We start from the raw sequence: 26,220 nt of genomic DNA, 5'->3' as shown, positions 1-26,220 counted from the left end.
TTAAATTCAAATAGGTTACGTTAATCAAGCTTGGCTTAGTAAACGCGTACTTTTGGCTCAACGTAATCAACAGTCAATGGTACTTTACGAACTGGCTTATAAATAATCTTATTGCCTTCAGAGTACCAAATAGTGTGCTTCATCCATTCGTTGTCGTTACGACCGTTCGGCGCAACAGCATCATCTTCTGGACGCTCATAGTCAAGCACGGTATGGGCACCACGACACTCATGACGCTTAGAAGCTGAAAGCATAGTTGCTTTGGCTACTTCGTAAAGGTTAGCCACTTCTAACGCTTCAATACGCGCAGTGTTGAACACTTGCGACTTATCGGCTAAGTGAATGTTATCCACTTTTTCTTGAAGTGCTAATAACTTCTCAACCCCTTCATCCATCAAGGCTTGAGTACGGAACACACTGGCGTGCTTCTGCATCGTTGCACGAATTTCATCCGCCACGTCTTGAGCATTGTAGCCCTGAGTAGACTGCTGTAGCTTATTCAAGCGGTTCATAGTGAAGTCTAGAACACGAGGGTTCATTGGATGATAGTTGTGGTCAGAGCTGCTGAAGTTATCAATGATATGTTTACCCGCAGCACGGCCGAATACTACCAAGTCAAGTAATGAGTTGGTACCTAAACGGTTGGCACCGTGAACACTCACACAAGCACACTCACCAATGGCATATAGACCTTTAACGATCTTACCTTCAGTGTATAGACCTTCTTCGTCTACTGGACCTTCTAAATCTGGAACAATAACCTGACCGTTAATCGTGGTTGGGATACCGCCCATCATGTAGTGAATGGTTGGAATAACTGGGATTGGCTCTTTGGTAATATCAACGTTAGCAAAGTTTTTGCCAATCTCAAATACTGAAGGCAGACGCTTCATAATGGTGTCCACACCTAAGTGAGTCATGTCCATCACGATATGATCACCATTTGGACCACAGCCACGGCCTTCTTTAATCTCTTGGTCCATTGAACGTGATACTAGGTCACGAGGGGCCAAGTCTTTAACGGTTGGCGCATAACGCTCCATGAAAGCTTCACCATCTTTGTTACGTAAGATAGCACCTTCACCACGGCAACCTTCGGTTAATAGTACACCAGCACCGAACACACCCGTTGGGTGGAACTGCCAGAATTCCATATCTTGTAATGGAATACCTGCACGTACTGCCATACCTAGGCCGTCACCAGTGTTAATGTAAGCGTTGGTAGAAGCGGCGAAAATACGACCTGCACCACCTGTTGCTAATATAGTGTTAGTGGCTTGGAATACGGCTACAGTACCGGTTTCTTGGTCAATAGCGACTACGCCATTGATGTCACCTTTTTCATCTTTAATAAGGTCAAGTGCGATCCACTCGATAAAGAATTCAGTACCCGCTTCCAAGTTCTTTTGGTATAGCGTGTGTAGTAGCGCGTGGCCAGTACGGTCAGCGGCAGCACAAGCACGTTGTACCGCTTTTTCACCATAGTTTGAAGTATGACCACCGAATGGACGCTGATAGATAGTTCCGTCTGGGTTACGGTCAAACGGCATACCCATGTGCTCAAGCTCATACACTACTTTTGGTGCTTCACGGCACATAAATTCGATAGCGTCTTGGTCACCCAACCAGTCTGACCCTTTTACGGTGTCATAGAAGTGGAAGTGCCAGTTATCATCACTCATGTTACCTAAACTAGCTCCAATTCCCCCTTGAGCCGCAACAGTGTGCGAACGAGTTGGGAATACCTTGGTAATGACAGCTACGTTCATGCCGCCTTCTGCTAATTGCAGAGCTGCACGCATGCCTGAGCCGCCACCGCCAACGATAACAGAGTCGTAATTTAGGGTTTTAATATTGCTAATTGTATTGTCTTGTCTAGTTGCCATTACGTTTTCCTAATGAATACGTTAGTCGTCATATTAGCTGGCGATGGGCGCTATAAAGTATCAGTTCTTTATAGCCTCACATTACCAGACAGGCTCGCTTTACTCTAAAGTGGTTTTGGTTCATTAACTAACTAAAGCAGGCTTTAGCTAATTACATGATACCGCGGCCCCAAAAAATCATGACGCCCCAGAATAGGTACACCAAAATTGCGATAATCATAGCAGCCTGTAGCACGATGCGTAAGCCCGTAGATTTGATATAGTCGGTGAATACCGTCCACATCCCTACCCAGGCGTGTACCGCTAAGGCAACGATTGCCAACAAGCTTAACAAACGCATTGGCATGCTCATGATGAACATTACCCATTGTTCATAGCCAACACTGCCATTGAACAAGAAGAAAGCCACCATAACTACGGCATATACTGCTAATACCACAGCGCTGATACGCTGCATAATCCAATCGCGCGAACCTGAGCCAGTTAGGCCTGTCGCACTTTTAATTCCAGAATCATTTCTCATTAGAACATCACCCATATAAATGACAGCACTATCAATATAGCGGCAATAACAAAGCTCACAATTGACGCTGTTCTACCAGACTGATGGTCTTCGTTGAAGCCCATGTCGGCAAATAAATGTTTGATACCCATAACAAAATGGTAAGCAGTCGCGGCAACAAAGATCCACACAATAAAGCGCAGCACCATGTTGTCAAAAACAGCGGCGAAATGGTGAGGAGAATATAAAGAAGTTTGCAAAAGCCATAGCATCACTGGAATTAGGATGAAAAGAATAATTCCTGAGATACGATGTAAAATCGAAGCTCTGGCCGTCGGTGAACTGTTAACGCTTATCACTTGGCTAAGTGGCAGATTAATCGGTCGGTTGCTTTTCACAGCGGGCGTCCTTTTGCGGTTGACACTCGTGGTTACGCTCCTAAGGCTCAGCGACTCATTGGGTAATGAGATAAAAAGTCACACTTACTTTATCAGCAGTTATTGGCTTAAGTCATTCATTACCACAGCTTGAGGCCTAAGACGGACACGAGACGGATAAGTTAAGGAGTTGCTAACTGGCTAAATTCATACCTAGCCGTACTGTAAAGCTACAGCACTCTAAATATATTGCTTAAATATAAATAAAATAAATAATTAAGTATAAAAATAAGTTAGAGCATATAGATTCGATGCTAAAGCTTACGCCTTTAAGGCGTTGGCGACCAACATTTAGTTAACTTATTGATTTTGCAAGAAAACACTCTCGAAAATTTATAATTAATACTGTTATAAACCGTACTAAATAGGGATTACCCCTGATACTAATTATAAATCTACGTCTTTTTCTGCACTCACAATCAATTAAATAAATGGTAAGCCAGCATCTATAACGCAGTAATTATAGAGTTTGTTGCTATCAATTACAAATAAAATACCAAATTAGCTTTTATATTCACTTTATTTATAGATATTACCCTAAGTTAAGCTTGTTACTGGTCTTTGTCAATCTAGGTTAACTCTTTAAGCTTCCTTACTGGCCTTTAATGTTATGGCCAAAATCTGTTTATTGATATAGACCTAGCTTCAAAGGTACTTATAAACAAGCGACTCTAGCTCCCTTTGGCCAAAAAACTGCGCTTTAAACTCTTAACATGCGTTTTCTATTTTGATATTGGTTATTTATTAGCAGAATATAAGAAGAAGATCATAGTCGACTGTGTCTAAGCTGACTTTATGACAGCGATTCTTACTAAAGCGTAACTAAATATTACCAAAAAAACCCCATGTCAATCCTAGCAAAGCAGGCTCAACCACTTGCCTATCCCCCATTCTACTTTAAGGCTTAGCTTTATAATGAAGCGGTTAATGAGTTTATGCTGTAAGGTAAAAAATGTTTTGCCCGTTAAAACAAGAGTGACTTAAAAACGCTTGAAAAGTTATCAAGTTGGCGGGCATAGATTGACTAAAGAGGGGATTTTGCGTTATAAATGTTTTTTCAATTCAATAGACTTACTGCTAGTATATAATCGGTATGTGCCAATACCTTTCCCATATTGGGTCTAAAACTGCTAATATGACTTTATAAACCACTCTAAACCTAGAAGCTTTTAGCTCTGAGCTTAGAGAAGTGATATAAGCTAGCAATCATGACCTTTTTCAGTCATCCTTGCCAGGGAAATAGGCATAAATAACACCCCAAAAGTTAACCCAGCTGACTTTCAGCTATTGGCAGCTAGGGGAGTGTTATACCGAATAAAAGCAAATTAAAAAATATTTTTTAATGGTTTTTTAGGCTAATTAAATTATTTGAGGCAGACGGCTTTAAAGTCGTAAGCTTTAAGTGAGTGAATTAGCAAATGTGTTTTTTAAGTGTCATACCCCGATAGCCTGCTTAATTTAGCAAGCAATTAGATTCGTCTTAAGACAGCCTAACTGTTTTCTATTTTATCGTGGATGTTATCGACCCCAAACTTACTGTTTATTCCAATAATTAAGAGGATTTTATGGCTAACGAAACTGCATATCTAAAGGTAGATGGACAGGAATACGAATTACCAATCATCAAGGGCACTCTTGGTCCGTCAGTAGTTGACGTTTCAGCTTTCCAAACTGCAGGCTACTGGACTTACGATCCAGGCTTTAAAGTAACGGCTCCTGTTGAGTCAGAAATCACTTACATCGATGGTGACAAAGGTGAATTATTACACCGTGGCTACCCAATCGATCAATTAGCCGAAAACGCTGAATATCTAGAAGTTTGCTACGCTCTACTACATGGTGATTTACCAAACGCTGAGCAAAAAGAAGACTTCTACAAAAAAGTAAGAGAACATACTGGGGTTCATGACCAGTTACGTAAATTCTTTGAAGGTTTCCGTCGTGATGCGCACCCAATGGCCATCATGGTAGGTGTTGTGGGCGCTCTATCTGCGTTCTATCATGACAACCTAGACGTTACTGATGAAAAACAACGCGAAATCACTGCAATTCGCCTGATTTCAAAAATGCCAACCATCGCTGCGATGAGCTACAAGTACACCAAGGGCGAACCATTCATGTACCCACGTAACGACTTCAGTTACGCTGAGAACTTCTTATACATGATGTTTGCAACGCCAGCTGATAGAGATTATAAAGTAGATCCAGTGCTGGTTAGAGCGATGGACAAAATCTTCACTCTACACGCTGACCATGAGCAAAACGCCTCTACTTCTACCGTTCGTCTAACTGCTTCTACTGGTGCCAACCCTTATGCTTGTATCGCTGCTGGTATCGTAGCACTTTGGGGCCCATCACACGGTGGTGCTAACGAAGCTGTACTAAAAATGCTAGATGAAATCGGTACAGTAGAAAACGTTGATGAGTTCATGGAAAAAGTTAAACGCAAAGAAGTGAAGCTAATGGGCTTCGGTCACCGCGTTTACAAAAACTTCGACCCACGTGCCAAAGTTATGAAAGAAACTTGTGACGAAGTTTTAGGTGCCTTAGGTATCAATGATCCTAAGCTTGAACTGGCAATGAAACTTGAGAAAATCGCTCTAGAAGACGAGTACTTCGTAAAACGTAACCTATATCCAAACGTTGACTTCTACTCAGGTATCATCCTAAAAGCAATCGGTATCCCAACTTCAATGTTTACCGTTATCTTCGCTCTAGCCCGTACTTCTGGTTGGATCAGCCACTTGTTAGAAATGCACTCAGCACCATTCAAGATTGGTCGTCCACGTCAGTTATACACTGGTGAAACCAAGCGTGACTTCGTTAAGGTTGAAGACCGCAAATAAGTTATTTAAGGGCTGATAGCTGTTTTAATAACCAGCTTATAAGCCAAAAAAAGCGTTCGATATTACTATCGAGCGCTTTTTTTATGTCTGCTTAACTTTTTTATGTCTGCTTAACTAGAGATATCTAATAGATCAATCAAACTACAATTAAAACAACCTATTTAAAATGACCTATTTAAATTGCTTTAATTTGGCTTCATAATTTTTAATTTGCTCGTCATAAGCCTCTATTTTCTCATTAAACTCTGCGGTTAACGCATCAAATTCTGCAGACTGCGACTGCTTCAGGGCTTCAAGCTCAGCGCTCTGCTGGCGCTCTATCTGCTCCCAAGTTTGATACTGTTTTAATAGTCGGGCCAAAGAAGGACTTTTGATTACCAAACGCTGTGCCAACTCTGCGTTATTAAAAACCTCTGGGGTTAACATAGCCACGCTCAGTAAGGTATCTATGGCTTGGGCCGGTAGTGGCTCCGCATCATCAAGATACAGCGCCTGCATGGCTTCATTATAACGCTCTTTAATCTCTGCAGCGCTCAGCTCCTCTGGTGGCGCAATGGCCAAGTTAATTAATGGCAGCTCCTGTAGGGTTAGCTGCCCCACCTCCACATCCGACTCGCCTGGCTGTACTGCTTTGGACTGTGCAGTGTCTGTTGCTTGGCCCTCTGGCTGGGTAGCTGTTGTCGAGGCTGTCGAATTCGATGAATCAGGTTTTGGACGATCAGCACCCTCTGAGCTAGTAGCACCCGTCCCTTCATCGCTAGCCACTGTCGCATCCGTCAACTCAGAACCCACTACATTCTGTTTTGCTTTATTTTGCGCTGCTTCTGTATTTTGAACCTCTTTTTTTGGATCAATCAGTTTTTGGCCGACCGTCTTCTTCTCAGGAATCGCGTTATCCGCCCCTTCAGCAGCAGCAAACAAAGCCTTATTGTCCTCTGGGCTATCAGCAGCTTGCAAAGCTTCATACTCTGCTAGCTGACTTTGCTGCAGATTGAGTTTACGATTGACATACTCTTCCTCGAAGCGGGCAATTTGGGATTTGGCCGACTCGCTCATTACCAGCTTTGCCTTCTCTTGCTGCGACAAAGCAGTGTCACTATCAGTGGGGCTATCCTCAGATTTAGGTTGGCAGCCTGTTAAGCCTAATACCGCACCTAGGGCAATTACCAATAAACTTTTACGGCTATTCATTGCTATCACGCTAGCTTTGGAAAAAGAGTTTGTGTTATGAGTGTGATCGATCATACTTTATATTCCTTATTATTATCGTCCTTGTTTTTGTATCTCTTATGGTGCTGCAAGAAAGGGATACAGGCTTGCCAAGCCCCACAGTCTTTGCCCTGTTCGCGGCACACAAAATAATCTTGCACCATACGCGCTTGTTGCTCAATACCATAAGTAAAAAAAGGCTTGTCTTGCTGCAAAATGTAGTCATAGCGGCGATTAATAACGGCCCCGCGCACCACCTTTAGCCCTTTTTGCAGTTGCCACACATGGGTAAGCTCGTGAATCAGCCAACTTTTTTTACCTAGAGACTGCTTACTAAAATCCTCTACCCAGTCTTGCGGATTAAAATAAATATTGCCATTGGGGCTAACGGCATAATTCTTTAGTACCCACCAGGCTGTTTTTAGACGCACCTGGCGCACATCAAAGTCTGCTCCAAATACCGAGTGCGCCATCTGTATTTCGCCTTCAGTTAACGGTCTACTTTTTTGCTTTTCCATTTTTGAAGCCAAGTTTTTGGCAAGCAAGCGGTTCTTTATGGGATTTGGAAATTGGGTTAATTGCTTTTTTATTTTCAAGCGCATGGTGATAACTCTACAATAAGATGTTCTATTTCAATATAGAATATTAAATATAGACTGAGACCTTTAACTTAAGAATAATAGGTCATTAAATTTAAATAATAAACTGTTAATAAGTGCGGTTATCAATAACTACAAGGGCTGGTCACATCCACGCACATTTAGACACAGCCCGCTGACGTAGGCATTACAAAAATCATATCCAGTTACCTGAGCTTAACTTGCATTTTGGCCACTTTTAAGCTGTAATCATGGAACTAACCCCTGCTCTGTTTCTTCTATATCCATTTCGCTAAGGTAATTACTCGATACTATGCCCAGCAACGCTATGTCCAATAATCGTAACCCCTCTTACTCTGATACGCCTCTCGCGCAGCGTATGCGCCCCAAATCATTGCAACAAGTTATTGGACAGACTCATCTTCTGGCACCGGGTGCGCCCATCCGCCGCTTTGTTGATCATGGTCATCTGCCCTCGCTCATTTTGCATGGAGAGGCTGGGATTGGCAAGACCACCATTGCCATGCTGTTAGCGGATGCCGTGGGTCGCCCTTTTTATCCCCTATCAGCGATTAATACTGGGGTTAAGCAACTACGTGAAGTATTAGATGCGGGCAATCAATCGGGGCAAACCGGCTTAGACTTCGCAGCACCTGTGGTGTTTATCGATGAGATTCACCGCTTTAATAAAGCGCAGCAGGATGCTCTACTTGGGGCCGTAGAATCTGGAGACATTACCTTAATTGGGGCCACTACTGAAAACCCTTCGTTTAGTGTCAATAATGCCTTATTGTCCCGTTGTCAGGTATATCGTTTAGAGCCCTTAACGGAAGAGCAGATTGAGCAGTTATTACAACGGGCCATTGTGGAAGATGAGTTTTTATCGAAGCTGGATATTCAGCTACAAGCCACGCCGCAGATTGCAAAATTGGCGCAAGGTGATGCCCGCAAGTCGCTCAATTTATTAGAGCTGGCGGTACAGGCCTCAGATCACAGTCAACAGCCTATTATCATTGATGACACCTTACTGGCCAGCGTGGCCCAAACGGCATTGCAACGCTATGACAAAGATGGCGACCAGCATTACGATATCATCTCAGCAATGATTAAATCGGTGCGTGGCTCCGATCCCGATGCGGCTCTATATTGGATGGCCCGTATGTTGGTGGCCGGTGAGCCGCCCGAGTTTATCGCCCGGCGTTTGGTTATCTTGGCCAGTGAAGATATCGGCAATGCCAATCCCAATGCGTTGCTGTTGGCCGATGCCGCGCTACGTTCGGTAAAAATGATTGGTATGCCCGAAGCCCGTATTATCTTAGGTCAAGTGGTGGTGTATCTGGCCACTTCGGCAAAAAGTAACAGCACTTATTTAGCCATTAACAAAGCGATGCAGCTGGCACAAAAAGATCAGTCGCCAGTACCGCTACACCTGCGCAATGGGGTAACCAAGCTGATGCAAAGCCAAGGCTATGGTGGGGGCTACATTTATCCTCATGACTACCCCAATCATTATCAGCCTCAGCAATATCTGCCTGATAACTTAGTCGGCACCCAGTTTTATCATTATGCCGATAACCAGCGTGAACAACACAGCCTACAATTTATGCAGTGGTTAAAATCTCAGCCCGATACGCCTAAATAAATAGACAACCCAACAGACTAAGTAAAAAGATAGCCATAAGAGCAGACATAAAACGGTAATCTTTGCCCTTTGACTGTCTCATGACTGCTGTTCAACAATTTTTCTAATAGCATTGATTCACTGCAGTGAATGGCACTCAGCCCCAGTTACAGGTACAATGGTCTCCATAGTTATAGCTAATAATCAGATAAACAATAAAAGAGAAACCTTTCATGGCACTAGATAATATCAAAGACATCATTGAAGACATTCGCATTGGTAAAATGGTCATCCTAATGGATGATGAAGACCGCGAAAACGAGGGCGATCTCATTATGGCCGCCACTCATATCAATAGTGAAGCCATTAACTTTATGATTACTCATGCCCGCGGCTTAGTGTGCTTAACCTTAACCGAAGAGCGTTGCCGTCGTCTTGAATTGCCGTTAATGAGCGATAATAACGAAGCCAAATTCAGTACCAATTTCACCGTCTCAATTGAAGCCGCTGAAGGGGTAACCACAGGGATTTCTGCTGCCGACCGTGCGCGTACCGTGCAAGCGGCTGTTTCTGCGACCGCCAAAGCGGAAGACATCGTGCAGCCCGGTCATATTTTCCCCATCATGGCCAAAAAAGGCGGCGTTTTACACCGTGCCGGCCATACTGAAGCGGGCTGTGACTTAGCCCGCTTGGCAGGTCTTGAGCCTGCTGCGGTAATTGTCGAGATTATCAATCCCGATGGCACCATGGCCCGCCGCGATGACTTAGAAAAATTCGCTGCTGAACATGATTTAAAGATTGGTACCATTGCCGACCTAATTAACTATCGTATTGCCAATGAGCAAACGGTTCATGAAGTTAGCAAGCGTCCCTTTGAAACCGACTTTGGTACTTTTACTCTGTATCAATTTAAGGAATACGGCGCTTCTGAAACTCACTTAGCTTTGGTAAAAGGTGATCCAAGCGAAGGCGTAAGTACGGTCCGTGTGCATGGCTTCCATCCGCTACGTGACTTATTCTCTGCCAAACGTGATGCCACCGGCCGCAGTGGCTGGAGCGTCCAAAATTCACTGCAAGAAATCAGTCAATCTGAGCGTGGTGTCTTAGTATGGATCGGCAACAACGAGCCGGTAGACTTGGGCGAAGCGCTTGAGCGTGCCAGCAATAATCAATCGGTCTCTACCCTAGCCAATCAACCTTATCGCAGTATCGGTGTGGGTGCCCAAATCTTGCGTCACTTAGGGGTACGTGACATGCGCTTATTATCAACGCCACTTAAGTTTAACGCATTATCAGGCTTTAATTTAAATGTCGTAGAATGTATCGACTCTCCTGATGCGCCTAACCGTTAATTCTTTTTCACCGCGCTTAAGCAGAACGCTTAAAGCTACCAAGAATAAAGCTTCTATTCTGCTGCAGCCTTACACTGTAAGACTGCAGCAGTTGGTCAGCTATGATGGGGCTACTATCCCAATTACTATAGTCGGCAACCCCGAGGCTGAACCGGTTGTGCTGTTACATGCTTTTGGTATGGATGCCCGTCAGTTTTTACCTTTTGTGTTACCGCTGGCTGGGCAATATTGTTTTTATCTGCCCCATTTCCGCGGTTTTGGTTTAGCGGCTGACACCCCCAGCACTGAATTTAACTTTATCGAGCAATACGCCGATGATGTGGATGTTATCCTGACCCATATTTGTACTAAGCATCAAGTAGATTCTGTTGATGTGGCTGCCATCTCTATGGGAGCGCTGGTGGTATGGGCGCATTTTAATCGCTATACCAATAACGATAACTGTTTCCCTAAAGCTACTGGCGACAACAGCAAGACTTCTAATAATAAACGCCCTTCTACCAAAAAACATTCTAAAATTAAACGCTATTTAAACATCGACCAGTCCCCTATCGTGCACAATCAGCCCGATTGGCAAGGTGGCGTTTTTGGCAAAAATCAGACCCAAATCTTTGATCAGTTTAGAGAGGTCTTACAGGCCACACTGCCCTATTTTGAACAAAAAAACATCAGTGACTTCACTCAGTTATCCTTTGCCGTAAAGCGTCAGATCACGCAAATGGAGACAGCATTTTCATTAATGTCTGCGCAGCGCCTACCCTCGCAGCTATTTATCAAAGGCAGCAGCTACTTGCCAGATTATAAACTGGCAGTGTATCAACACCCCACTTGGCAACAAAAGCTGCGCGGTCTAAACGCTTATCTTCAGCTGCCTTATGATTACCGTGAGGCGCTCTCTCATACCGAGACCCCAATAACTCTGCTAATTGGCGGCCAATCGCAGCTTTACAATCCTACTTGGCAACGCCAGGTGGCAGATATCCTACCCAATGCTGAGGTGGTTGAAATTGCTGAGTCCGGTCATGCTATTCCCTTGGATGCACCCTTTCAATTTGCTCAGGCTTTAAAGCGTTTTTTACAAGCCAGTTAAGATGAAACTCCTTAGAAATTAAGCTGGTTATAACTGAACCGAATACAGCCTGACAGAATATCAGCTCTGACAAAGCATTAGTTCAGCGCTGCCTCAAATCTGATTCAAAAATTGACCTAATAGTTAATAAACAGCGCCCAACCTAGCTTTAAACACCCGTCTAACCGCCATCGCTTGTGTCACCGCGTTGTATTGCCTATACTTGAGGTACCTATTCACATACCTAAATGGACTTAAGTATGGATACGCTCTCTGTGGCCTTATTGCCGCTTATTCTGGCTTTTATTATGTTTGCATTGGGCTTATCGATGCAAATCGCCGATATCAAGTACATCGCTAAAGAACCCAAGCCTTTTATTATTGGCTTTATTGCACAGCTGGTGCTACTCCCTGTGATAACCTTGATACTGATATTATTACTAAAGCCTGCTCCGGAGTTTGCCTTCGGCTTTATGCTACTCAGCTTCTGCCCAGGCGGGGTCACCAGTAATATGTTGTGTACTTTATTAAAGGGCAATCTACCGCTATCGGTGGCTCTAACCTCAGTGATGAGCTTGGTGTCTATTCTGACGGTGCCCGTTTTAACCGCTTGGGCCTATGGTCACTTTTTGGGAACTGAAGGCGGTTCGATTAACTTGGTGAGTATGGGGATTAAAATGTTTTTGATCACCGCTCTACCGGTCGGACTGGGCATTTTTATGCACGAAAAAAAGCCAGAATTTACCCGAGCTCACCGTGATAAGTTTATGAAAGTCGCTTTTGCGCTGTTTGTGATATTGGTGGCTGTGGCTATCTTTAGTAATCGCGAAGTGTTATTTAATGAGTCTGGGCAAATCACGGTAATGATTGTCACTTTGCTAGTCGCCCTATTCATCGTAGGCTTAGGTATACCTAAGTTGCTAGGCTTATCTTGGCGAGATGCTAAAACCATTGGCATGGAAGTGGGGATTCAAAACAGCTCGATGGCCTTGGCGCTGTCTGGTATTTTAGCGGTATCGAGTGACTCGGTATTGCCGGCTTTTACCCTGCCTGCTGCCGTATATAGTGTGGTTATGTATTTGGTCGCTGTGCCTTATATTTGGGTGTTTCGCAAATTCAATGATTAAAAACTGCTTTCCTATTTCATGATCTATTTATTATTAAAACTTCTTATGAGATTATTAGTCTCAGATGGTCTTTAAAATAAGAGGTTAATCTATAAAGTTAGCTAGACATGAATATTGAATCTTAGGTTATTAATCTTTTAATTGCATAGCTTAATACTTAATATGCTAAAAAACCTTATAAGTACCCAAATAAAGTTGGAGTATGTTATCTAAATAAAGTGCTCTATATGTGTATAATTCGAGTAATCTATCTTGAAACAAGCGCTTAAACATCTGACTTTCAATTTAAATTAAACTATATTTTTATAAACAAGAGCTACCTGTATGAAAATAATCTACGCTTTTACTTGTCATAGAATGACTAACCCCCTCATACATACCGTTAATTACCTCTCTTCTTTCCCTGAAAACATCATTCTTATACACGTTGATAAAAAATCCAATTTGAAAGACTTTGAGACTTTAAAAAACTCTAACGTGTATTTCATTCCAAATAGAATAGATATAACCTGGGGTGATGAGACTTTAATGCTAGCAACAGTCGAACTAATGAGGTTCGCATGTAACTTTAATTATGATTACTTTTTTCTGTTATCTGGTGATGATATTCCACTAAAGACTGATGCTGAACTTAAATCCCTATTAAGCAATAATAGTGACTATAATTTTTTATACTTTGATGTAAATATGACAGATGACAAGATTGAGCAGAGAGTTAGATATAAGCATCCAGATGTTTTCTATAAGAGAGATAGTAAGCTAATTACTAAAATAAGGAAAAAGATTTTTCATCTTACGCGTGACTCATTCTTTAAGAATAAGTCGCTAGAAGAAAATAAGCATAGGCTACCTAAACTATATAAGGGAACAAATTGGTTCGGCTTAAAAGCAAGTGCAATAGAATATATACTAACCTATATAAATGACAACAAGTGGTTTGTAGACCTGTTTAAACGGTCTTTTGCTGCTGATGAAGTAATATTCCATACTATCATTAAAACTAATCCAGAAATAAAGATTTTTAATCATCCTGATTATCCAGTCCCTTCATTAAGATACATCGACTGGCGATCTGGACCAGAATACCCTAGAGTATTGACGCCAGATGATGCACTGAAAATGATTGCCAGCAATTGTTTTTTCGCAAGAAAGATTAATGCTAATGCCAGTTCAAAGTTTATGAACTCTTTTTTAAATGAAAGATAATCTCTATAGTTAGTCTATATTTACTGACTATCCGTTTTTAACTTACTATATCATTGATTTATATCCGCTATTTTGCTATAGCCTGACTGCTTATGACTGACTCTTTATTTTCAACTTACCATTATCGTTACCCCAAGCTTAATGATGACATTCGTGAAAAGATACAGCATTTGCGTCAGTCGATTGCCAAGCTTGAGGCCAATCTGATTACTCCAGGTTCGATTGATAAAGCGTCAAAACAAAATCAAAACGGCAGTCCTGCTTTAGATACTGCTTTAGATAACGAGGTCCTAGCAGAGAGTGAGGTTGACTACGCTGGCGAGTTAAATCCCAGTCAGTTATTGGCGGCCACGACCATTGAAGGCAAGGTACTGGTCATTGCGGGTGCCGGCTCGGGGAAAACCAAAACCCTGACTTACCGTACCAGTTACTTGATAGAAAATGGCGCCTCTCCCAATAGCATTCTACTGCTGACCTTCACCCGAAAAGCGGCCAATGAAATCAAGGGCCGAGTCAAAAGTTTATTAGCTGAAAGCTTGGCGGATAATCGAGCTTTAAGTGGCTTGGATCTAAATGCCATTACCAGTGGTACCTTCCACTCTTTTTGTAATATGCTGCTGCGTCGCTATTCAGGCTTATTGGGAATTAACCCTAAGTTCACTATTTTAGATACCGGCGATAGTGAAGATGCGCTAGATATGCTGTGTAAAGAGCAAGGAATTGTGCGTAAAAACATGAAGCAGGCGTTCCCTCGCAAGAATACGCTACAAAAGCTGATTTCCACCTCGCGCAACCGGCACATCCTACTACGGGATTTAATCGAAAATGATTATCCTGATATCGCCATTCATATTCCAGTCATTGAAAAGCTGGCGATGGAATATCACAATTACAAACGCGCCAATCATTTATATGATTTTGATGACATCATCAGCCAAGTGGTCAGTCACTTGAAAAACAACTTACAGTTTCGTAAGCTGATTCAAGACACTTACCGTCATGTGATGGTCGATGAGTATCAAGACACTAATATTCCGCAAAAGCAGTTGATCGACTACATCTGTGAGCCGGATAACGTGTCCCTCATGGTGGTGGGCGATGACAACCAGAGTATTTATGCTTTCCGCGGCGCCAATTACGAAAATATTCTGTTATTCGGTGACAGCTATCCAGAAGCTAAGCTAATTAAGCTTGAGCAAAATTATCGCAGTACCCCTGCTATCTTAGATTACGTCAATGCGCTGTCTGAGCAAATCACTCTGGGCTATCAGAAAAAGCTGTATTCCAACTTACCCGTTGCTGGCTCAAAGCCGGTTTTAGCACGTCGCAGTAATGACAAAGAAGAAGCGAAATACATTGCTGATAAAATTATCAAATTGAAACCTGAGCATGACTTTAATGATTTTGCGGTACTGAGCCGTACCTCGTTTCAATCTAACGAAATCCAACTGCAGTTTATGCAGCGCAATATCCCCTTCATTGTAGTTGGTGGTATTAAGTTTATTGAAAAGCGCCATATCAAAGATATTTTGGCATTAGTGAAAATATTATATAACCCTAATGACACCATTGCTTGGCACCGCATTCTTACTTTATTTAGTGGTGTTGGCGATGTGACCGCTGGCAAGATTACTAAAGCTATTACCAGTAGTAATGATTCTTTGCAACCGCTACTCGACTCTAAGCTGACCAAAAATAAAGAGCACATTACCGAGCTATATCATGTGCTGACTAAAGCTGAACAGCAAGAAACGGTCGCCGATATCTTACAGACCTTAATTGACTTCTATTTGCCTATCCTAAAGACACTTGAAGACAACTGGCGCGATCGCTCGGAGGACTTCCGAGTATTGATTAACTTAGCGCGGGAGCACAGCAGTTTAGATAACTTCTTGGAGAACTTAGCGCTTGATCCGCCCAATGATTCAGTGGCCGTTATGGGTAATCCGGATAAAAAAGAGCCCGATGCGGTTACCATTTCTACCATTCACAGTGCCAAAGGTCTTGAGTGGCCAGTGGTCTTCGTCAATGCTTTGGTGGATGGGCTAACCCCGCACCACCGCTCTTTACATGAGTTTGAAGAATTAGAAGAAGAGCGTAAGCTGTTTTATGTGGCCTGTAGTCGAGCCAAAACTCACCTTTATTTAACCGCTCCCGACTATTACTCAAGTTTCGCCGGTTATTTTGATAAAGTTTCGCGCTTTATTGCAGAGGTTGCAGCGGATACGGTGCAAGTTGATGGCGCTGTCTCGAGTAGACGAGATACAAGGCGTGAGTCTAATGAGCCTGAGTGGTGGTAGTGTAGTAGCGCTATCTGCCACCATACTTGATATGCCAGCAGGCTACTCTCTATCCTATTCAAAGTCATAAATTATCGACTGGCAACTTAACTCCTTACTTTTATCGTATATATCCTGCCTTTTTATAGTAAGATGCTCTCATATTTGGGCAACACTCTTAATTTAATGTTAAAATACTCAGGATAATGGGTTTACTTTACCCTGACAATTTTTATTGAAAAGTAGAGTTGTTCCCTAAACATATTTGCTATTAACTTAGTTGACTCTTAATCTCAACAATTTAGGGGCAGAGTCGGTCGAAATAAAGGTAGAGAAGTTAGCATGAATTTTTTTAAACACCGCAAATCTTTGCTTACTAGCACCGCACTTGCTGTGACCATAGGCTTAACTTCAGGTTGTGGCACCATTAATGCGGGCATGCAGTCTGGTGATTTACCACCTCAAGGGGCCTTTATTGCTGAAAATGGGATGCAGTTTAATATCCAGCCATTATCTTTAGCAAACTTACCCCCTGCTCCTAGCTATGCCTCAAGTCGCTCAGGCACAGGTATGAAAAATGCTCGAGTACGCGAGCTATTGAATGGATCACGGGGTGTGGCGGATTATCGTATCTCTACTAGTGATGTACTGAGTATTAACCTTATCGAATATCCTAATATTACGCCTTCAAATAATAATAATAACGCTAGTGCCTCTAACCCCTATGCTGCTGGCTACCCGGTCGACCAGCAAGGCTATATTCAGTTTCCACTAGTGGGCCGCATTAAAGCCAGTGGCTTAACGGTCAGCCAATTTACCAATAACTTACGCAGTCAGTTGCAACGCTATTTAAAATACCCTGACCCTCAGGTGAAGGTAGTTAATTTCCGCGGTAGTAAGTTCTTTATTGATGGTGCGGTTCGTCAACCTGGTGAGTTCAATATGGCCGATGCTCCTATTTCATTATATGGGGCTATATCTATGGCAGGTGGCGCTACTACTGAAGGCGACTCCAATAGCGTAGTATTAACCCGTAGAGGCGTGCAGTATGAGCTAGGACTTCGTGATTTACAGGACATGGGTATCTCTGCCAGTCAGATCTATTTGCAAGACGGCGACTCTATCCATATCAATCGTCTTGATCGTAATAAAGTCTATGTATTAGGTGAATTGGGTGAGATTAAGCCACTTGAAATCCCTGATCAGGGCTTAACACTAACTCAGGTTATTGGTCAGTCAAAAGGGCTTAACCCTTCTACTTCTAATGCCGCTAAAGTCTATGTGGTTCGTGATCATGGTGCTGCTTCTTATACCGATATTTATCTGGTCAACTTACAGACGGTCACTAACTTAGCGTTGGCCAACCGCTTTGAGATGCACCCCAATGATATTGTCTATGTTGATCCTACTGGCTTAACTCGTTGGAACCGCTTTATTAACTCGGTTCTACCTTCGAGTAATGCAATTAGACAGTTATCTGATTTATAACCTAGCCATCATGTGCTGTGGATAATTATTATATTTTTTAGAGTTTAGTTGTAGGAGTCTCTCATGGCTTTTGAAAATATCTTGGTAGTATGTGTGGGTAATATCTGTCGCAGTCCTATGGCAGAAGCCTTATTAAAGCAGCGTTTCCCTGAGAAAAACATTGACTCTGCCGGCGTTGGAGCCTTGGTGGGTCATGGAGCCGATGACGCAGCAATTAAGGTAATGCAGGAAGAGCAAAATATTGATATTAGCAGTCATGTGGCAAAACAGATCGATGAAAAGCTAGCCCAAAAAGTCGACTTAATCTTTACCATGTCTGACAGTCAGAATAAATGGATCGAAGAGCGCTGGCCGTTCTGTCGTGGCAAAACCTTTAAGCTAGGTCACTGGAATGGTAACGATATTGCTGACCCTTATAAGCATGAGATGAGTGCTTTTCAGAACGCGTACCGAGATATTATTCGTGGTATTGATGAGTGGCAGGATAAGCTGGTTTAGTTTTATTAGCTCTATACCTTACTACTAAACCTTGCTTTTAAATTTTTTACTTTATTTTCTAAAAAACACCCTCTCCAATTAATTAGTGATTAATAAATAGCGAAGCCTTATGAGTAAAATTGCACCAAACTCTTCTGTCAATGATGCCACTCAAAAAGACGATGAAATTGATCTGATTGCACTGCTACTAACACTGTTACGTGGCTGGAAGACTATCCTTGCATTTGCTCTATTAGGCTTAGCTCTTGGAGTAACTTATAGCCGTTATGTTCAGCCTACTTATAAAACAGATGCTCTGATTCAAATTGATAAGAAGTCTCAAGGAATATCTGCTTTAGGCTCTAATATTTCTGAATTGGTTGGAGCAGAGGCTACACCAGCAGAAACTGAACGTGAATTAATCAAGTCACGTATGGTACTAGCACCTGTTGTTAAGAAGCTAAAGTTAGACATACGCATTAGTGATGCGGAACTTGGAACGGTAGATCGAATTGCTCAATCTTCAATTCCAACCCAAACTAGCACCGAAGAAGGTGTATTTTTAGATACCAAACAAGGTAAAGTCCAAATTTCTAGCTTTACAGTACCTCGGGCTTATGAAAATAAAACTTTTAATATTGTCAAAACCAATACTGGATTTGAGTTAAGTATTGAAAGAAATGAAGAACTTGAAACCTATAAAGGTAATATCGGTAGCCCAACTGTTATTAAAACTCCTGAGGGGGATATTAATATCTCTATAGAATCTTTACCTTCTATAGGCCATAACATAAGCCTTGTAAAGCTCTCAGCACCTTCAGCTATTCAACGCCTGAGTAATACATTATCAGTATCAGAACGTGGAGAAAAAACCGGGATTGTTCAGTTAACTTTGACTGGAGAAGACCAAAAGCAAGTTAGTCGCATACTTTCTAGTGTAGTTCAGTCTTATGTCGATCAGAACTTAGCTCGTGGTTCAGAGCAAACCACAACAACTATCAAGTTTATGGAGTCACAAATCCCTCAACTCAAGCAAAAACTTGAACAATCTGAAGAAGCTTTTAATAGATTCCGTGAACAGTATGGCACTATTGATGTTACTAAAGAAGCCGAGATTTTACTGAATGAAAGTGCCCAAATAGAACGTCAACTTAGTGAATTAAAGCTTAAACAAGCCGAACTATTGACTTACTATACTGATGAGCACCCCCTAGTGGTTCAAATTAATGATCAACTAGAAGTATTGAATTTACGACACCAGGAAATCAAAGAGACGGTAACTCGAATGCCAGAGACTCAACGTGAGTTCTTACAGCTGTCGCAAGACATGGATATCAATCGTGAAATCTATCTAACCATGTTGAAGAACTATGAGCAGCTTAAAATTGCTCGTGCTGGTGAAATCGGCTATGTGCGTGTAGTAGATATGCCTATTAATACATTTAATCCAATTGCACCAAGAAGATTAATTATTTGGGCGTTATCTTTAATAGTTGGTACATTATTAGGATCGCTATTAGTATTGGCTAAAAGCTTATTACGTAATACGGTTAAAGACCCTGAACGTCTCGAAGAAAAAACTGGAGTACCAGTTATTGCAACTATCCCTCGTTCAAAAACCTCTATCAACTTACTTAAAAACAATAAAAATAGTCGACGCCTATTAGCCATGGTCGATCATGATGGCTTAAGCTATGAAGGTATTAAGAGCTTAAGAACTTCACTGGTGTTTGCAATGCCGCCAGTCAGTAAAGTGGCAAGTATCTTTGGCGAGTTAGAAAGAGAGGAAGCTGCTAAAAAAGGTAAAATTATTGTTATCTCTGGTGAAGCTCCAGGCATCGGTAAGTCTTTTATATCATCAAACTTAGCTGAGACCTTCTCTCAGCTGAATAAAAAGGTCTTGATCATTGATGGTGATATGCGTCGCGGCGAACTCCATAAAATATTCACTATTAGTCAAAGCAATGGTTTAGGTGATTATTTAACCGAGAGAGATGCTACCTTGGCTAACTTCATCCATCCTACCAGTTTTGAGTTTATCGATTTTATGCCACGCGGTAAGCATCCACATAATCCTGCTTCTCTACTATCTACCGATAAGTTCAGCAGTATGCTAGTACAATTGGTATCGATATATGACTACATTATCATCGATACACCTCCAGTACTTGCAGTATCTGATGCTATTATTACTGCGCAGTATGCAGACAAAGTACTAATGGTTACTCGATATAATCATTCAGTTGAAGGTCAATTGGCTTATGCGGTTAAACAAATGCATAAAGCTAATGTTACAGTTGATGGCATTGTTTTAAATGATATGGTACAGGGCATTACTAGTAAATACAGCTATCATTATAGCTATGCTTACGGTAATTCTAAAGATTAGATCATAGCAGTATGAGCCCTACTAAGTTAGCCTGATACTCAATACGATAGTGATATATTCATGCAACAAAAAGATAGAAGCAATTGTAATAAGCAGGATCCTAATAGGAGCGCACAGCGTTCTAATTCCTCGCTGACTAAGCTTAGTACCTTAGTGGAAGAGCTATTAGTGCTACCTAGACCAGTAAAACAAGCTATTTTATTGGTCGGAGATTATATTGTCTCAATTATTTGTTTGTTTTTAGCATTATCACTACGTCAAGGAGTATTCGATGTTAATGCCAGTCCTTTATTAGTATCGCTATATGCACTAGTGCCTATTATAGGGTTATATGTTATAGGCTTTTACCGCGGTGTCACTCGCATCTTTTTTGATACAGATATGCGGCGTGTATTAAAGCTATTTGTAATTATTCTAATAATATTCACGATTGTTTACCTGTTTGACTTTATAAGCAGTATTCCGCGCTCAGTCCCTACACTATATTTATTTATGCTTTTCATTTGGTTATGGGGTAGCAGACTGTTTCTACGAGATTTACTACTGCGTCTGCAAGGCAAGCCCGTTTATCAAGAATTAAATAAAGGCTCTCTTGAGCGTGATAATGTACTAATTTATGGTGCCGGCTCTTCAGGCACTGCCCTATTAGAGGCTTTACAAGACTCCCCTCGCTATCAAGTAACTGCTTTTATCGATGATGATAATCGCTTGACTGGCGGCCGCATCTTAAATAAGAAAATATATCCAGCCAAAGAAATTGAAAGCTTGGTCGAAGAACTAAAGGTCGCCCAAGTATTTCTGGCGATGCCTTCAGTTAGTCGCCTACGTCGTCGTGAGATTATCAACGATTTAACCAATCTTTCTGTAAAAATAAAAGAACTTCCTAGCCTACAAGATATCGCTGAAGGCAAAGTAACTGTCAGTACTATGCGCCGGGTTGATATCTTGGATGTACTAGATCGCCAAACTGTTGATCCTGATCCTGTACTATTGGCCAAAAACATTACAGGAAAAAATGTTTTAGTGACTGGTGCTGGGGGTTCCATCGGTAGTGAGTTATGCCGGCAAATTATAAAAAACAAGCCTAAATGTTTAGTACTGTATGAGTTATCTGAGTATGCCTTATATGCTATTCATCAAGATTTATTGGCATGGCAAGCCACTCATCTAGAACACTTTCAAACTGAAATTATAGCTTTGCTAGGTAATGTCAATAACCAACAAAAATTAAATAAGGTATTTAATACGTATTCTATAAATACCGTTTATCATGCTGCCGCTTATAAACATGTACCGATCGTAGAATATAATCCTTTTGAAGGAGCGATTAATAATGCTAAGGGCACTTATCATTGTGTCAAAGCAGCAGTCGAATCTCGAGTCGAGACCTTTGTACTCATTTCCACCGATAAAGCCGTAAGACCCACAAATGTTATGGGAGCATCTAAGCGTTTAGCAGAATTAGTATGCCAAGGCTTTAGTAATCAGAAACCGTTGACTAAGATAAGTATGGTACGTTTCGGTAATGTATTGGGATCTTCAGGTTCAGTAGTGCCTTTATTTACTAAACAAATTTCTCAAGGTGGGCCAATTACGGTAACTCATCCTGAGGTAACTCGATATTTTATGACTATTCCTGAAGCAGCTAACTTAGTAATCCAAGCTGGTGCTATGGCTGAAGGGGGTGAGGTTTTTGTGTTAGATATGGGCAATCCTGTTAAAATTGTTGATCTTGCTCGTCGTATGATTCATTTAAGCGGCTATGAAGTCAAAGATGAGACCAATCCAAATGGTGATATAGAGATTATATTTAGTGGACTAAGACCTGGTGAGAAGTTATATGAAGAACTAATCATCGGTGATGATAACATTGAGCCTACTCAGCATTCGCTTATCATGCAAGCACGCGAGCATAGTTTTGAGTTATCTGATATTGAGGCTACCTTTTATCAATTGGATCAAAGGGCACAAAATCACGATGTAAAATGGTTAAAGCAGCAATTGGCCCATTATGTAGAAGGCTATACTTATAAACTTTAAAATCAGCATTATATTATGACAATTAAATTTATAATAGATATCTATAAGGTTAAAAAATGAATATTCTAGTAACCGGGGGAGCTGGCTTTATAGGCTCTGCTGTTATACGTTATATAATAAAAAGTACAAATAACAAAGTTCTAAATATTGATAAATTAACTTATGCGGGTAATTTAGAGTCGTTAGTTGAGGTGGGAAATAATCCTAACTATAATTTTAAGCAAATAGACATCTGTAATGAAACAGCTCTCGAGCAAGCTTTTCATGACTTTCCGCCTGATCTCATTATGCACTTAGCAGCTGAGTCACATGTTGACCGTTCTATAGATGGTCCTGCAGAGTTTATCAATACCAATATTGTCGGTACTTACACTTTGTTAGAAGTCGCACGCAAATACTGGCAAGGATTAGACGATAATAAAAGGTCTGTATTTAGATTCCACCATATCTCAACTGATGAAGTATATGGTGACTTAGAGGGAACAGACGACTTATTTACCGAAACAACCCCCTATGCGCCAAGTTCCCCCTACTCTGCTTCAAAAGCAAGCTCTGACCATCTTGTTCGTGCTTGGCATCGTACATATGGCTTACCTGTAATTATTACCAATTGCTCTAATAACTATGGTCCTTATCATTTTCCAGAAAAACTGATACCGCTAGTAATTCTAAATGCTTTAGATGGTAAAGACCTTCCTATCTATGGTAAAGGCGACCAAATACGGGATTGGTTATACGTAGAAGACCACGCAAGAGCACTGTATAAAGTTGTCACAGAAGGTGCTATTGGTGAAACCTATAATATTGGTGGTCATAACGAAAAACAAAACATTGAAGTTGTTAAAACCATTTGTCAAATTTTAGATGAGCTAAAGCCTCAAGCAAATGGCCAACCTTATGAATCCTTGATTACCTTTGTGAAAGATCGTCCTGGTCATGATTTGCGCTATGCCATTGATGCGACCAAGATCAAAAATGATCTAGGATGGACACCTGAAGAAACATTTGATAGTGGCATTCGTAAAACAGTTGAATGGTATTTAAATAATTTGGATTGGTGCCGCCGTGTCCAAGATGGTAGCTATCAACGTGAGAGACTCGGAGTGAAAATCTAATGAATACAAAAGGAATTATTCTTGCGGGTGGTTCAGGTACTCGACTGTACCCAATTACAAAGGGTGTCTCAAAGCAGTTACTGCCTATTTATGACAAACCTATGGTTTACTACCCTTTATCAGTATTAATGTTAGCAGGTATTCGAGAAGTATTAATTATTAGTACACCAGAAGATATTGACGGTTTCAAACGTTTATTAGGCGACGGCAGTCAATTCGGTATTGATATTAGCTATGCGGTACAACCGAGTCCTGATGGACTGGCTCAAGCTTTTATTATCGGTGAAGAATTTATTGGCGATAGTAATGTATGTCTTGTGCTGGGTGATAATATCTTCTATGGTCCAGGCTTCTCTCCTCTATTGCGTAAAGCAGCCAGTCAGACTTCTGGTGCGACAGTATTTGGTTATCAAGTAAAAGACCCTGAGCGATTTGGTGTGGTTGAGTTTGATGAAAATAAACGTGCTATTTCTATAGAAGAAAAGCCTGTCAAACCAAAGTCTAACTATGCTGTAACTGGCTTATATTTCTATGATAATGATGTAATCAAAATTGCAAAGCAAGTTAAGCCCTCAGACCGTGGTGAACTTGAGATTACTACAGTCAATCAGATGTATATGGAGCGTGGAGACTTAAATGTTGAATTATTGGGTCGTGGGTTTGCTTGGTTAGATACTGGTACACATGAAAGCTTACTGGAAGCAGGTATGTTCGTTGAGACTGTCGAGAAGCGTCAAGGTTTTAAAATCGCCTGTTTAGAAGAGATAGCTTATAACAACGGTTGGCTAAGTACAGAGCAAGTACTAAAAACTGGTAATGAGCTTAGTAAAAATAGCTACGGTCAATACCTTTTAGATTTAATTAAATAGTGAGTCATATATGATACCTGTTACTAAGTCATACCTGCCTAATATTGATAAATACAAAGCTTACATTGATAGTATCTATGAGAGTGCTTGGCTAACAAATAATGGCGTGCTTGTTCAAGAACTAGAAAAACGTCTTAAAGAGTATTTAGATGTTAAACATATTATTTTAGTAGCAAATGGCTCATTGGCCTTACAGCTTTCTTATAAAGCACTAGATCTAACTGGTGAGGTAATAACGACTCCTTTTAGTTTTGTAGCAACAACTAGCACTCTTTCATGGGAGGGATTAGAGCCAGTTTTTACTGATATTAATGCTGAAAGTTTTAATGTAGATCCAAATAAAATTGAAAAGCAAATATCGAATCGCACAAGTGCAATAGTCCCTGTACATGTTTTTGGTAACCCATGTGATGTCGATAGTATTGCAGATATCGCAAGTAAGTATAATCTCAAAGTAATCTATGATGCTGCTCATGCCTTTGGAACTAAGTATAAAGGAGAAAGCGTCTTAAACTATGGAGATATCAGCACACTCAGCTTTCATGTTACCAAGCTCTTTCACACTATTGAAGGTGGAGCTATTATCACTAATGATGATGATATTGCAGAAAAAGTTAGATTGCTCATGAATTTTGGTATTGCCAGTCCCACGAGCATAAACTTAATTGGTACAAATGCCAAAATGAATGAGTTTGAGGCTGCCATGGGATTATGTGTATTAGATGAAATAGAGTCTATTAAGTCTGGTAGACAAAAAGTATGGAATACCTATGAGAAAGCCTTCTCAAATACGCAGCTACGTTTACAACAGTGGAATAGGGATAGTCAAAATAACTATGCGTATGCTCCTGTCGTTTTTCCATCAGAGCAATCATTATTAAAAGCGGAAAAAGCTCTTAAAGATAATGATATTTTGCCAAGACGCTACTTCTATCCAAGCTTAGACACATTGCCTTATTTAGACAAAGGGCAAGTTTGTAAAAAGTCAAGAGAGCTATGTAGCCGAATTTTATGTCTACCCATTTATCCTAACTTAAGTGAAATAGAAGTCCAAAAGGTAATAAATATAATTAAGGATATGTAGATATGGCTTATCTTACAGAAGAACAAATACAGGAAATGGGATTCAAGAGTATAGGTAGTAATGTCCTATTGTCTGATAAAGCTTCCTATTATAACTGTAAAAATATTAGTATTGGTAGTAACGTAAGAGTTGATGATTTCTGCGTTTTATCAGCAGGCGAAGGTGGTATTGACATTGGAAGCTACGTTCATATAGCTATTGGAGTTAGTTTAATAGGCTCAGGTAAAATTATATTAAAAGACTTTTGTGGGCTGTCTTCTAGGGTCTCCGTTTACTCTAGTAATGATGACTACAGTGGCAAGTTTCTAACTAATCCCACCGTACCTACAGAGTTTACTAATGTTAGTCATGGCCCTGTAACCATAGGTAAACATGTCATTATTGGCTCAGGGTCTGTGATACTACCTAACGTAATTTTGGAAGAAGGTGTAGCGGTTGGCGCACTTAGCCTGGTGAACAAATCCTGTAAAGCTTTTGGTATATATTTAGGTGTTCCTGCTAAAAGAATAAAGGAACGTAAACGCCAACTCCTAAATATGGAAAAAGAATTATTGATGATAATCAATAATTAAAGTATACAACTTCTTATTCATAAACCTATAAAGTGAACAATCCCATTTTATAT

At 41.0% G+C, this 26,220-nt stretch carries 20 protein-coding genes; 15 read left to right on the top strand and 5 right to left on the bottom strand.

Going from position 1 to position 26,220, the window contains the following annotated elements; all coding sequences use genetic code 11:
- Positions 1-35: 35 nt before the first annotated feature.
- The 3 genes from sdhA to sdhC all read right to left on the bottom strand — a co-directional run bounded on the left by sdhA (position 36) and on the right by sdhC (position 2,786).
- On the bottom strand, positions 36-1,886 hold the full coding sequence (sdhA, locus tag B3S92_RS09795) for a succinate dehydrogenase flavoprotein subunit (RefSeq protein WP_077450680.1): 1,851 nt from the start codon (positions 1,884-1,886) through the stop codon (positions 36-38).
- 151 nt (positions 1,887-2,037) lie between these two features.
- A complete protein-coding gene (sdhD, locus tag B3S92_RS09790) occupies positions 2,038-2,391 on the bottom strand; it encodes a succinate dehydrogenase, hydrophobic membrane anchor protein (RefSeq protein ID WP_208606897.1) in 354 nt (117 codons plus the stop codon).
- A gap of 17 nt (positions 2,392-2,408) precedes the next feature.
- Complete coding sequence (sdhC, locus tag B3S92_RS09785) at positions 2,409-2,786, bottom strand: succinate dehydrogenase, cytochrome b556 subunit (RefSeq protein ID WP_296205475.1); 378 nt, start codon at positions 2,784-2,786, stop codon at positions 2,409-2,411.
- A 1,604-nt stretch (positions 2,787-4,390) separates the two neighbouring features.
- Between sdhC and gltA the strand changes: the two genes are divergently transcribed.
- On the top strand, positions 4,391-5,671 hold the full coding sequence (gene gltA, locus B3S92_RS09780; protein WP_296205471.1) for a citrate synthase: 1,281 nt from the start codon (positions 4,391-4,393) through the stop codon (positions 5,669-5,671).
- 171 nt (positions 5,672-5,842) lie between these two features.
- Here gltA and B3S92_RS09775 read toward each other — a convergent pair whose 3' ends face one another.
- Together B3S92_RS09775 and B3S92_RS09770 are read right to left on the bottom strand one after the other, a co-directional pair.
- A complete protein-coding gene (locus B3S92_RS09775; RefSeq protein WP_296205469.1) occupies positions 5,843-6,916 on the bottom strand; it encodes a hypothetical protein in 1,074 nt (357 codons plus the stop codon).
- Positions 6,913-7,398, bottom strand: coding sequence for a hypothetical protein (locus B3S92_RS09770; RefSeq protein WP_296205466.1), 486 nt, complete (start codon positions 7,396-7,398; stop codon positions 6,913-6,915). Before B3S92_RS09770 ends, B3S92_RS09775 begins: the two co-directional genes overlap by 4 nt.
- A 394-nt stretch (positions 7,399-7,792) precedes the next feature.
- Between B3S92_RS09770 and B3S92_RS09765 the strand changes: the two genes are divergently transcribed.
- The 14 genes from B3S92_RS09765 to B3S92_RS09700 all read left to right on the top strand — a co-directional run bounded on the left by B3S92_RS09765 (position 7,793) and on the right by B3S92_RS09700 (position 26,167).
- Complete coding sequence (locus tag B3S92_RS09765) at positions 7,793-9,121, top strand: replication-associated recombination protein A (RefSeq protein WP_296205463.1); 1,329 nt, start codon at positions 7,793-7,795, stop codon at positions 9,119-9,121.
- Between the two features lie 212 nt (positions 9,122-9,333).
- Positions 9,334-10,452, top strand: coding sequence for a bifunctional 3,4-dihydroxy-2-butanone-4-phosphate synthase/GTP cyclohydrolase II (ribBA, locus tag B3S92_RS09760; protein WP_296205461.1), 1,119 nt, complete (start codon positions 9,334-9,336; stop codon positions 10,450-10,452).
- On the top strand, positions 10,436-11,542 hold the full coding sequence (locus B3S92_RS09755) for an alpha/beta fold hydrolase (RefSeq protein WP_296205458.1): 1,107 nt from the start codon (positions 10,436-10,438) through the stop codon (positions 11,540-11,542). The genes ribBA and B3S92_RS09755 overlap by 17 nt, the downstream gene beginning before the upstream one ends.
- Before the next feature lie 239 nt (positions 11,543-11,781).
- Complete coding sequence (locus B3S92_RS09750; protein WP_296205455.1) at positions 11,782-12,648, top strand: bile acid:sodium symporter family protein; 867 nt, start codon at positions 11,782-11,784, stop codon at positions 12,646-12,648.
- Between the two features lie 324 nt (positions 12,649-12,972).
- A complete protein-coding gene (locus B3S92_RS09745; RefSeq protein ID WP_296205452.1) occupies positions 12,973-13,854 on the top strand; it encodes a beta-1,6-N-acetylglucosaminyltransferase in 882 nt (293 codons plus the stop codon).
- 92 nt (positions 13,855-13,946) lie between these two features.
- Complete coding sequence (locus B3S92_RS09740; RefSeq protein WP_296205449.1) at positions 13,947-16,154, top strand: ATP-dependent helicase; 2,208 nt, start codon at positions 13,947-13,949, stop codon at positions 16,152-16,154.
- A gap of 321 nt (positions 16,155-16,475) precedes the next feature.
- Positions 16,476-17,621 (top strand): polysaccharide biosynthesis/export family protein, encoded by a 1,146-nt coding sequence (locus tag B3S92_RS09735; RefSeq protein WP_296205447.1) that lies wholly within the window; start codon positions 16,476-16,478, stop codon positions 17,619-17,621.
- 63 nt (positions 17,622-17,684) lie between these two features.
- Positions 17,685-18,119: a low molecular weight protein-tyrosine-phosphatase gene (locus B3S92_RS09730; protein ID WP_296205445.1), complete on the top strand. Its 435-nt coding sequence runs from the start codon at positions 17,685-17,687 to the stop codon at positions 18,117-18,119.
- A 109-nt stretch (positions 18,120-18,228) separates the two neighbouring features.
- Entirely contained in the window at positions 18,229-20,487 is a 2,259-nt protein-coding gene (locus B3S92_RS09725; protein WP_296205442.1) for a polysaccharide biosynthesis tyrosine autokinase, read from the top strand.
- A 60-nt stretch (positions 20,488-20,547) separates the two neighbouring features.
- Positions 20,548-22,527, top strand: a complete 1,980-nt coding sequence (locus B3S92_RS09720; protein WP_296205440.1) for a polysaccharide biosynthesis protein — start codon at positions 20,548-20,550, stop codon at positions 22,525-22,527.
- A gap of 56 nt (positions 22,528-22,583) precedes the next feature.
- Complete coding sequence (gene rfbB, locus B3S92_RS09715; RefSeq protein WP_296205437.1) at positions 22,584-23,642, top strand: dTDP-glucose 4,6-dehydratase; 1,059 nt, start codon at positions 22,584-22,586, stop codon at positions 23,640-23,642.
- Positions 23,642-24,511 (top strand): glucose-1-phosphate thymidylyltransferase RfbA, encoded by an 870-nt coding sequence (rfbA, locus tag B3S92_RS09710; protein ID WP_296205433.1) that lies wholly within the window; start codon positions 23,642-23,644, stop codon positions 24,509-24,511. Before rfbB ends, rfbA begins: the two co-directional genes overlap by 1 nt.
- A 10-nt stretch (positions 24,512-24,521) precedes the next feature.
- Entirely contained in the window at positions 24,522-25,595 is a 1,074-nt protein-coding gene (locus tag B3S92_RS09705) for a DegT/DnrJ/EryC1/StrS family aminotransferase (protein WP_296205431.1), read from the top strand.
- Between the two features lie 2 nt (positions 25,596-25,597).
- A complete protein-coding gene (locus B3S92_RS09700) occupies positions 25,598-26,167 on the top strand; it encodes an acyltransferase (protein ID WP_296205428.1) in 570 nt (189 codons plus the stop codon).
- Positions 26,168-26,220 lie beyond the last annotated feature (53 nt).

Source organism: Psychrobacter sp. UBA3962 (assembly GCF_002385225.1).
Taxonomy (GTDB): domain Bacteria; phylum Pseudomonadota; class Gammaproteobacteria; order Pseudomonadales; family Moraxellaceae; genus Psychrobacter.
Note: the sequence above shows the minus strand (reverse complement) of the source record. Positions and strands in the feature narration are given on the sequence as shown.

Coding starts and splice junctions, on each gene's coding strand:
- rfbB (WP_296205437.1), top strand. CDS start 22,584: ATGAATATTCTAGTAACCGGGGGAGCTGGCTTTATAGGCTCTGCTGTT.
- rfbA (WP_296205433.1), top strand. CDS start 23,642: ATGAATACAAAAGGAATTATTCTTGCGGGTGGTTCAGGTACTCGACTG.
- sdhA (WP_077450680.1), bottom strand. CDS start 1,886: ATGGCAACTAGACAAGACAATACAATTAGCAATATTAAAACCCTAAAT.
- B3S92_RS09700 (WP_296205428.1), top strand. CDS start 25,598: ATGGCTTATCTTACAGAAGAACAAATACAGGAAATGGGATTCAAGAGT.
- B3S92_RS09705 (WP_296205431.1), top strand. CDS start 24,522: ATGATACCTGTTACTAAGTCATACCTGCCTAATATTGATAAATACAAA.
- gltA (WP_296205471.1), top strand. CDS start 4,391: ATGGCTAACGAAACTGCATATCTAAAGGTAGATGGACAGGAATACGAA.
- B3S92_RS09740 (WP_296205449.1), top strand. CDS start 13,947: ATGACTGACTCTTTATTTTCAACTTACCATTATCGTTACCCCAAGCTT.
- B3S92_RS09755 (WP_296205458.1), top strand. CDS start 10,436: ATGCGCCTAACCGTTAATTCTTTTTCACCGCGCTTAAGCAGAACGCTT.
- B3S92_RS09725 (WP_296205442.1), top strand. CDS start 18,229: ATGAGTAAAATTGCACCAAACTCTTCTGTCAATGATGCCACTCAAAAA.
- ribBA (WP_296205461.1), top strand. CDS start 9,334: ATGGCACTAGATAATATCAAAGACATCATTGAAGACATTCGCATTGGT.
- B3S92_RS09735 (WP_296205447.1), top strand. CDS start 16,476: ATGAATTTTTTTAAACACCGCAAATCTTTGCTTACTAGCACCGCACTT.
- B3S92_RS09730 (WP_296205445.1), top strand. CDS start 17,685: ATGGCTTTTGAAAATATCTTGGTAGTATGTGTGGGTAATATCTGTCGC.
- B3S92_RS09770 (WP_296205466.1), bottom strand. CDS start 7,398: ATGGAAAAGCAAAAAAGTAGACCGTTAACTGAAGGCGAAATACAGATG.
- B3S92_RS09750 (WP_296205455.1), top strand. CDS start 11,782: ATGGATACGCTCTCTGTGGCCTTATTGCCGCTTATTCTGGCTTTTATT.
- B3S92_RS09765 (WP_296205463.1), top strand. CDS start 7,793: ATGCCCAGCAACGCTATGTCCAATAATCGTAACCCCTCTTACTCTGAT.
- B3S92_RS09720 (WP_296205440.1), top strand. CDS start 20,548: ATGCAACAAAAAGATAGAAGCAATTGTAATAAGCAGGATCCTAATAGG.
- B3S92_RS09775 (WP_296205469.1), bottom strand. CDS start 6,916: ATGATCGATCACACTCATAACACAAACTCTTTTTCCAAAGCTAGCGTG.
- B3S92_RS09745 (WP_296205452.1), top strand. CDS start 12,973: ATGAAAATAATCTACGCTTTTACTTGTCATAGAATGACTAACCCCCTC.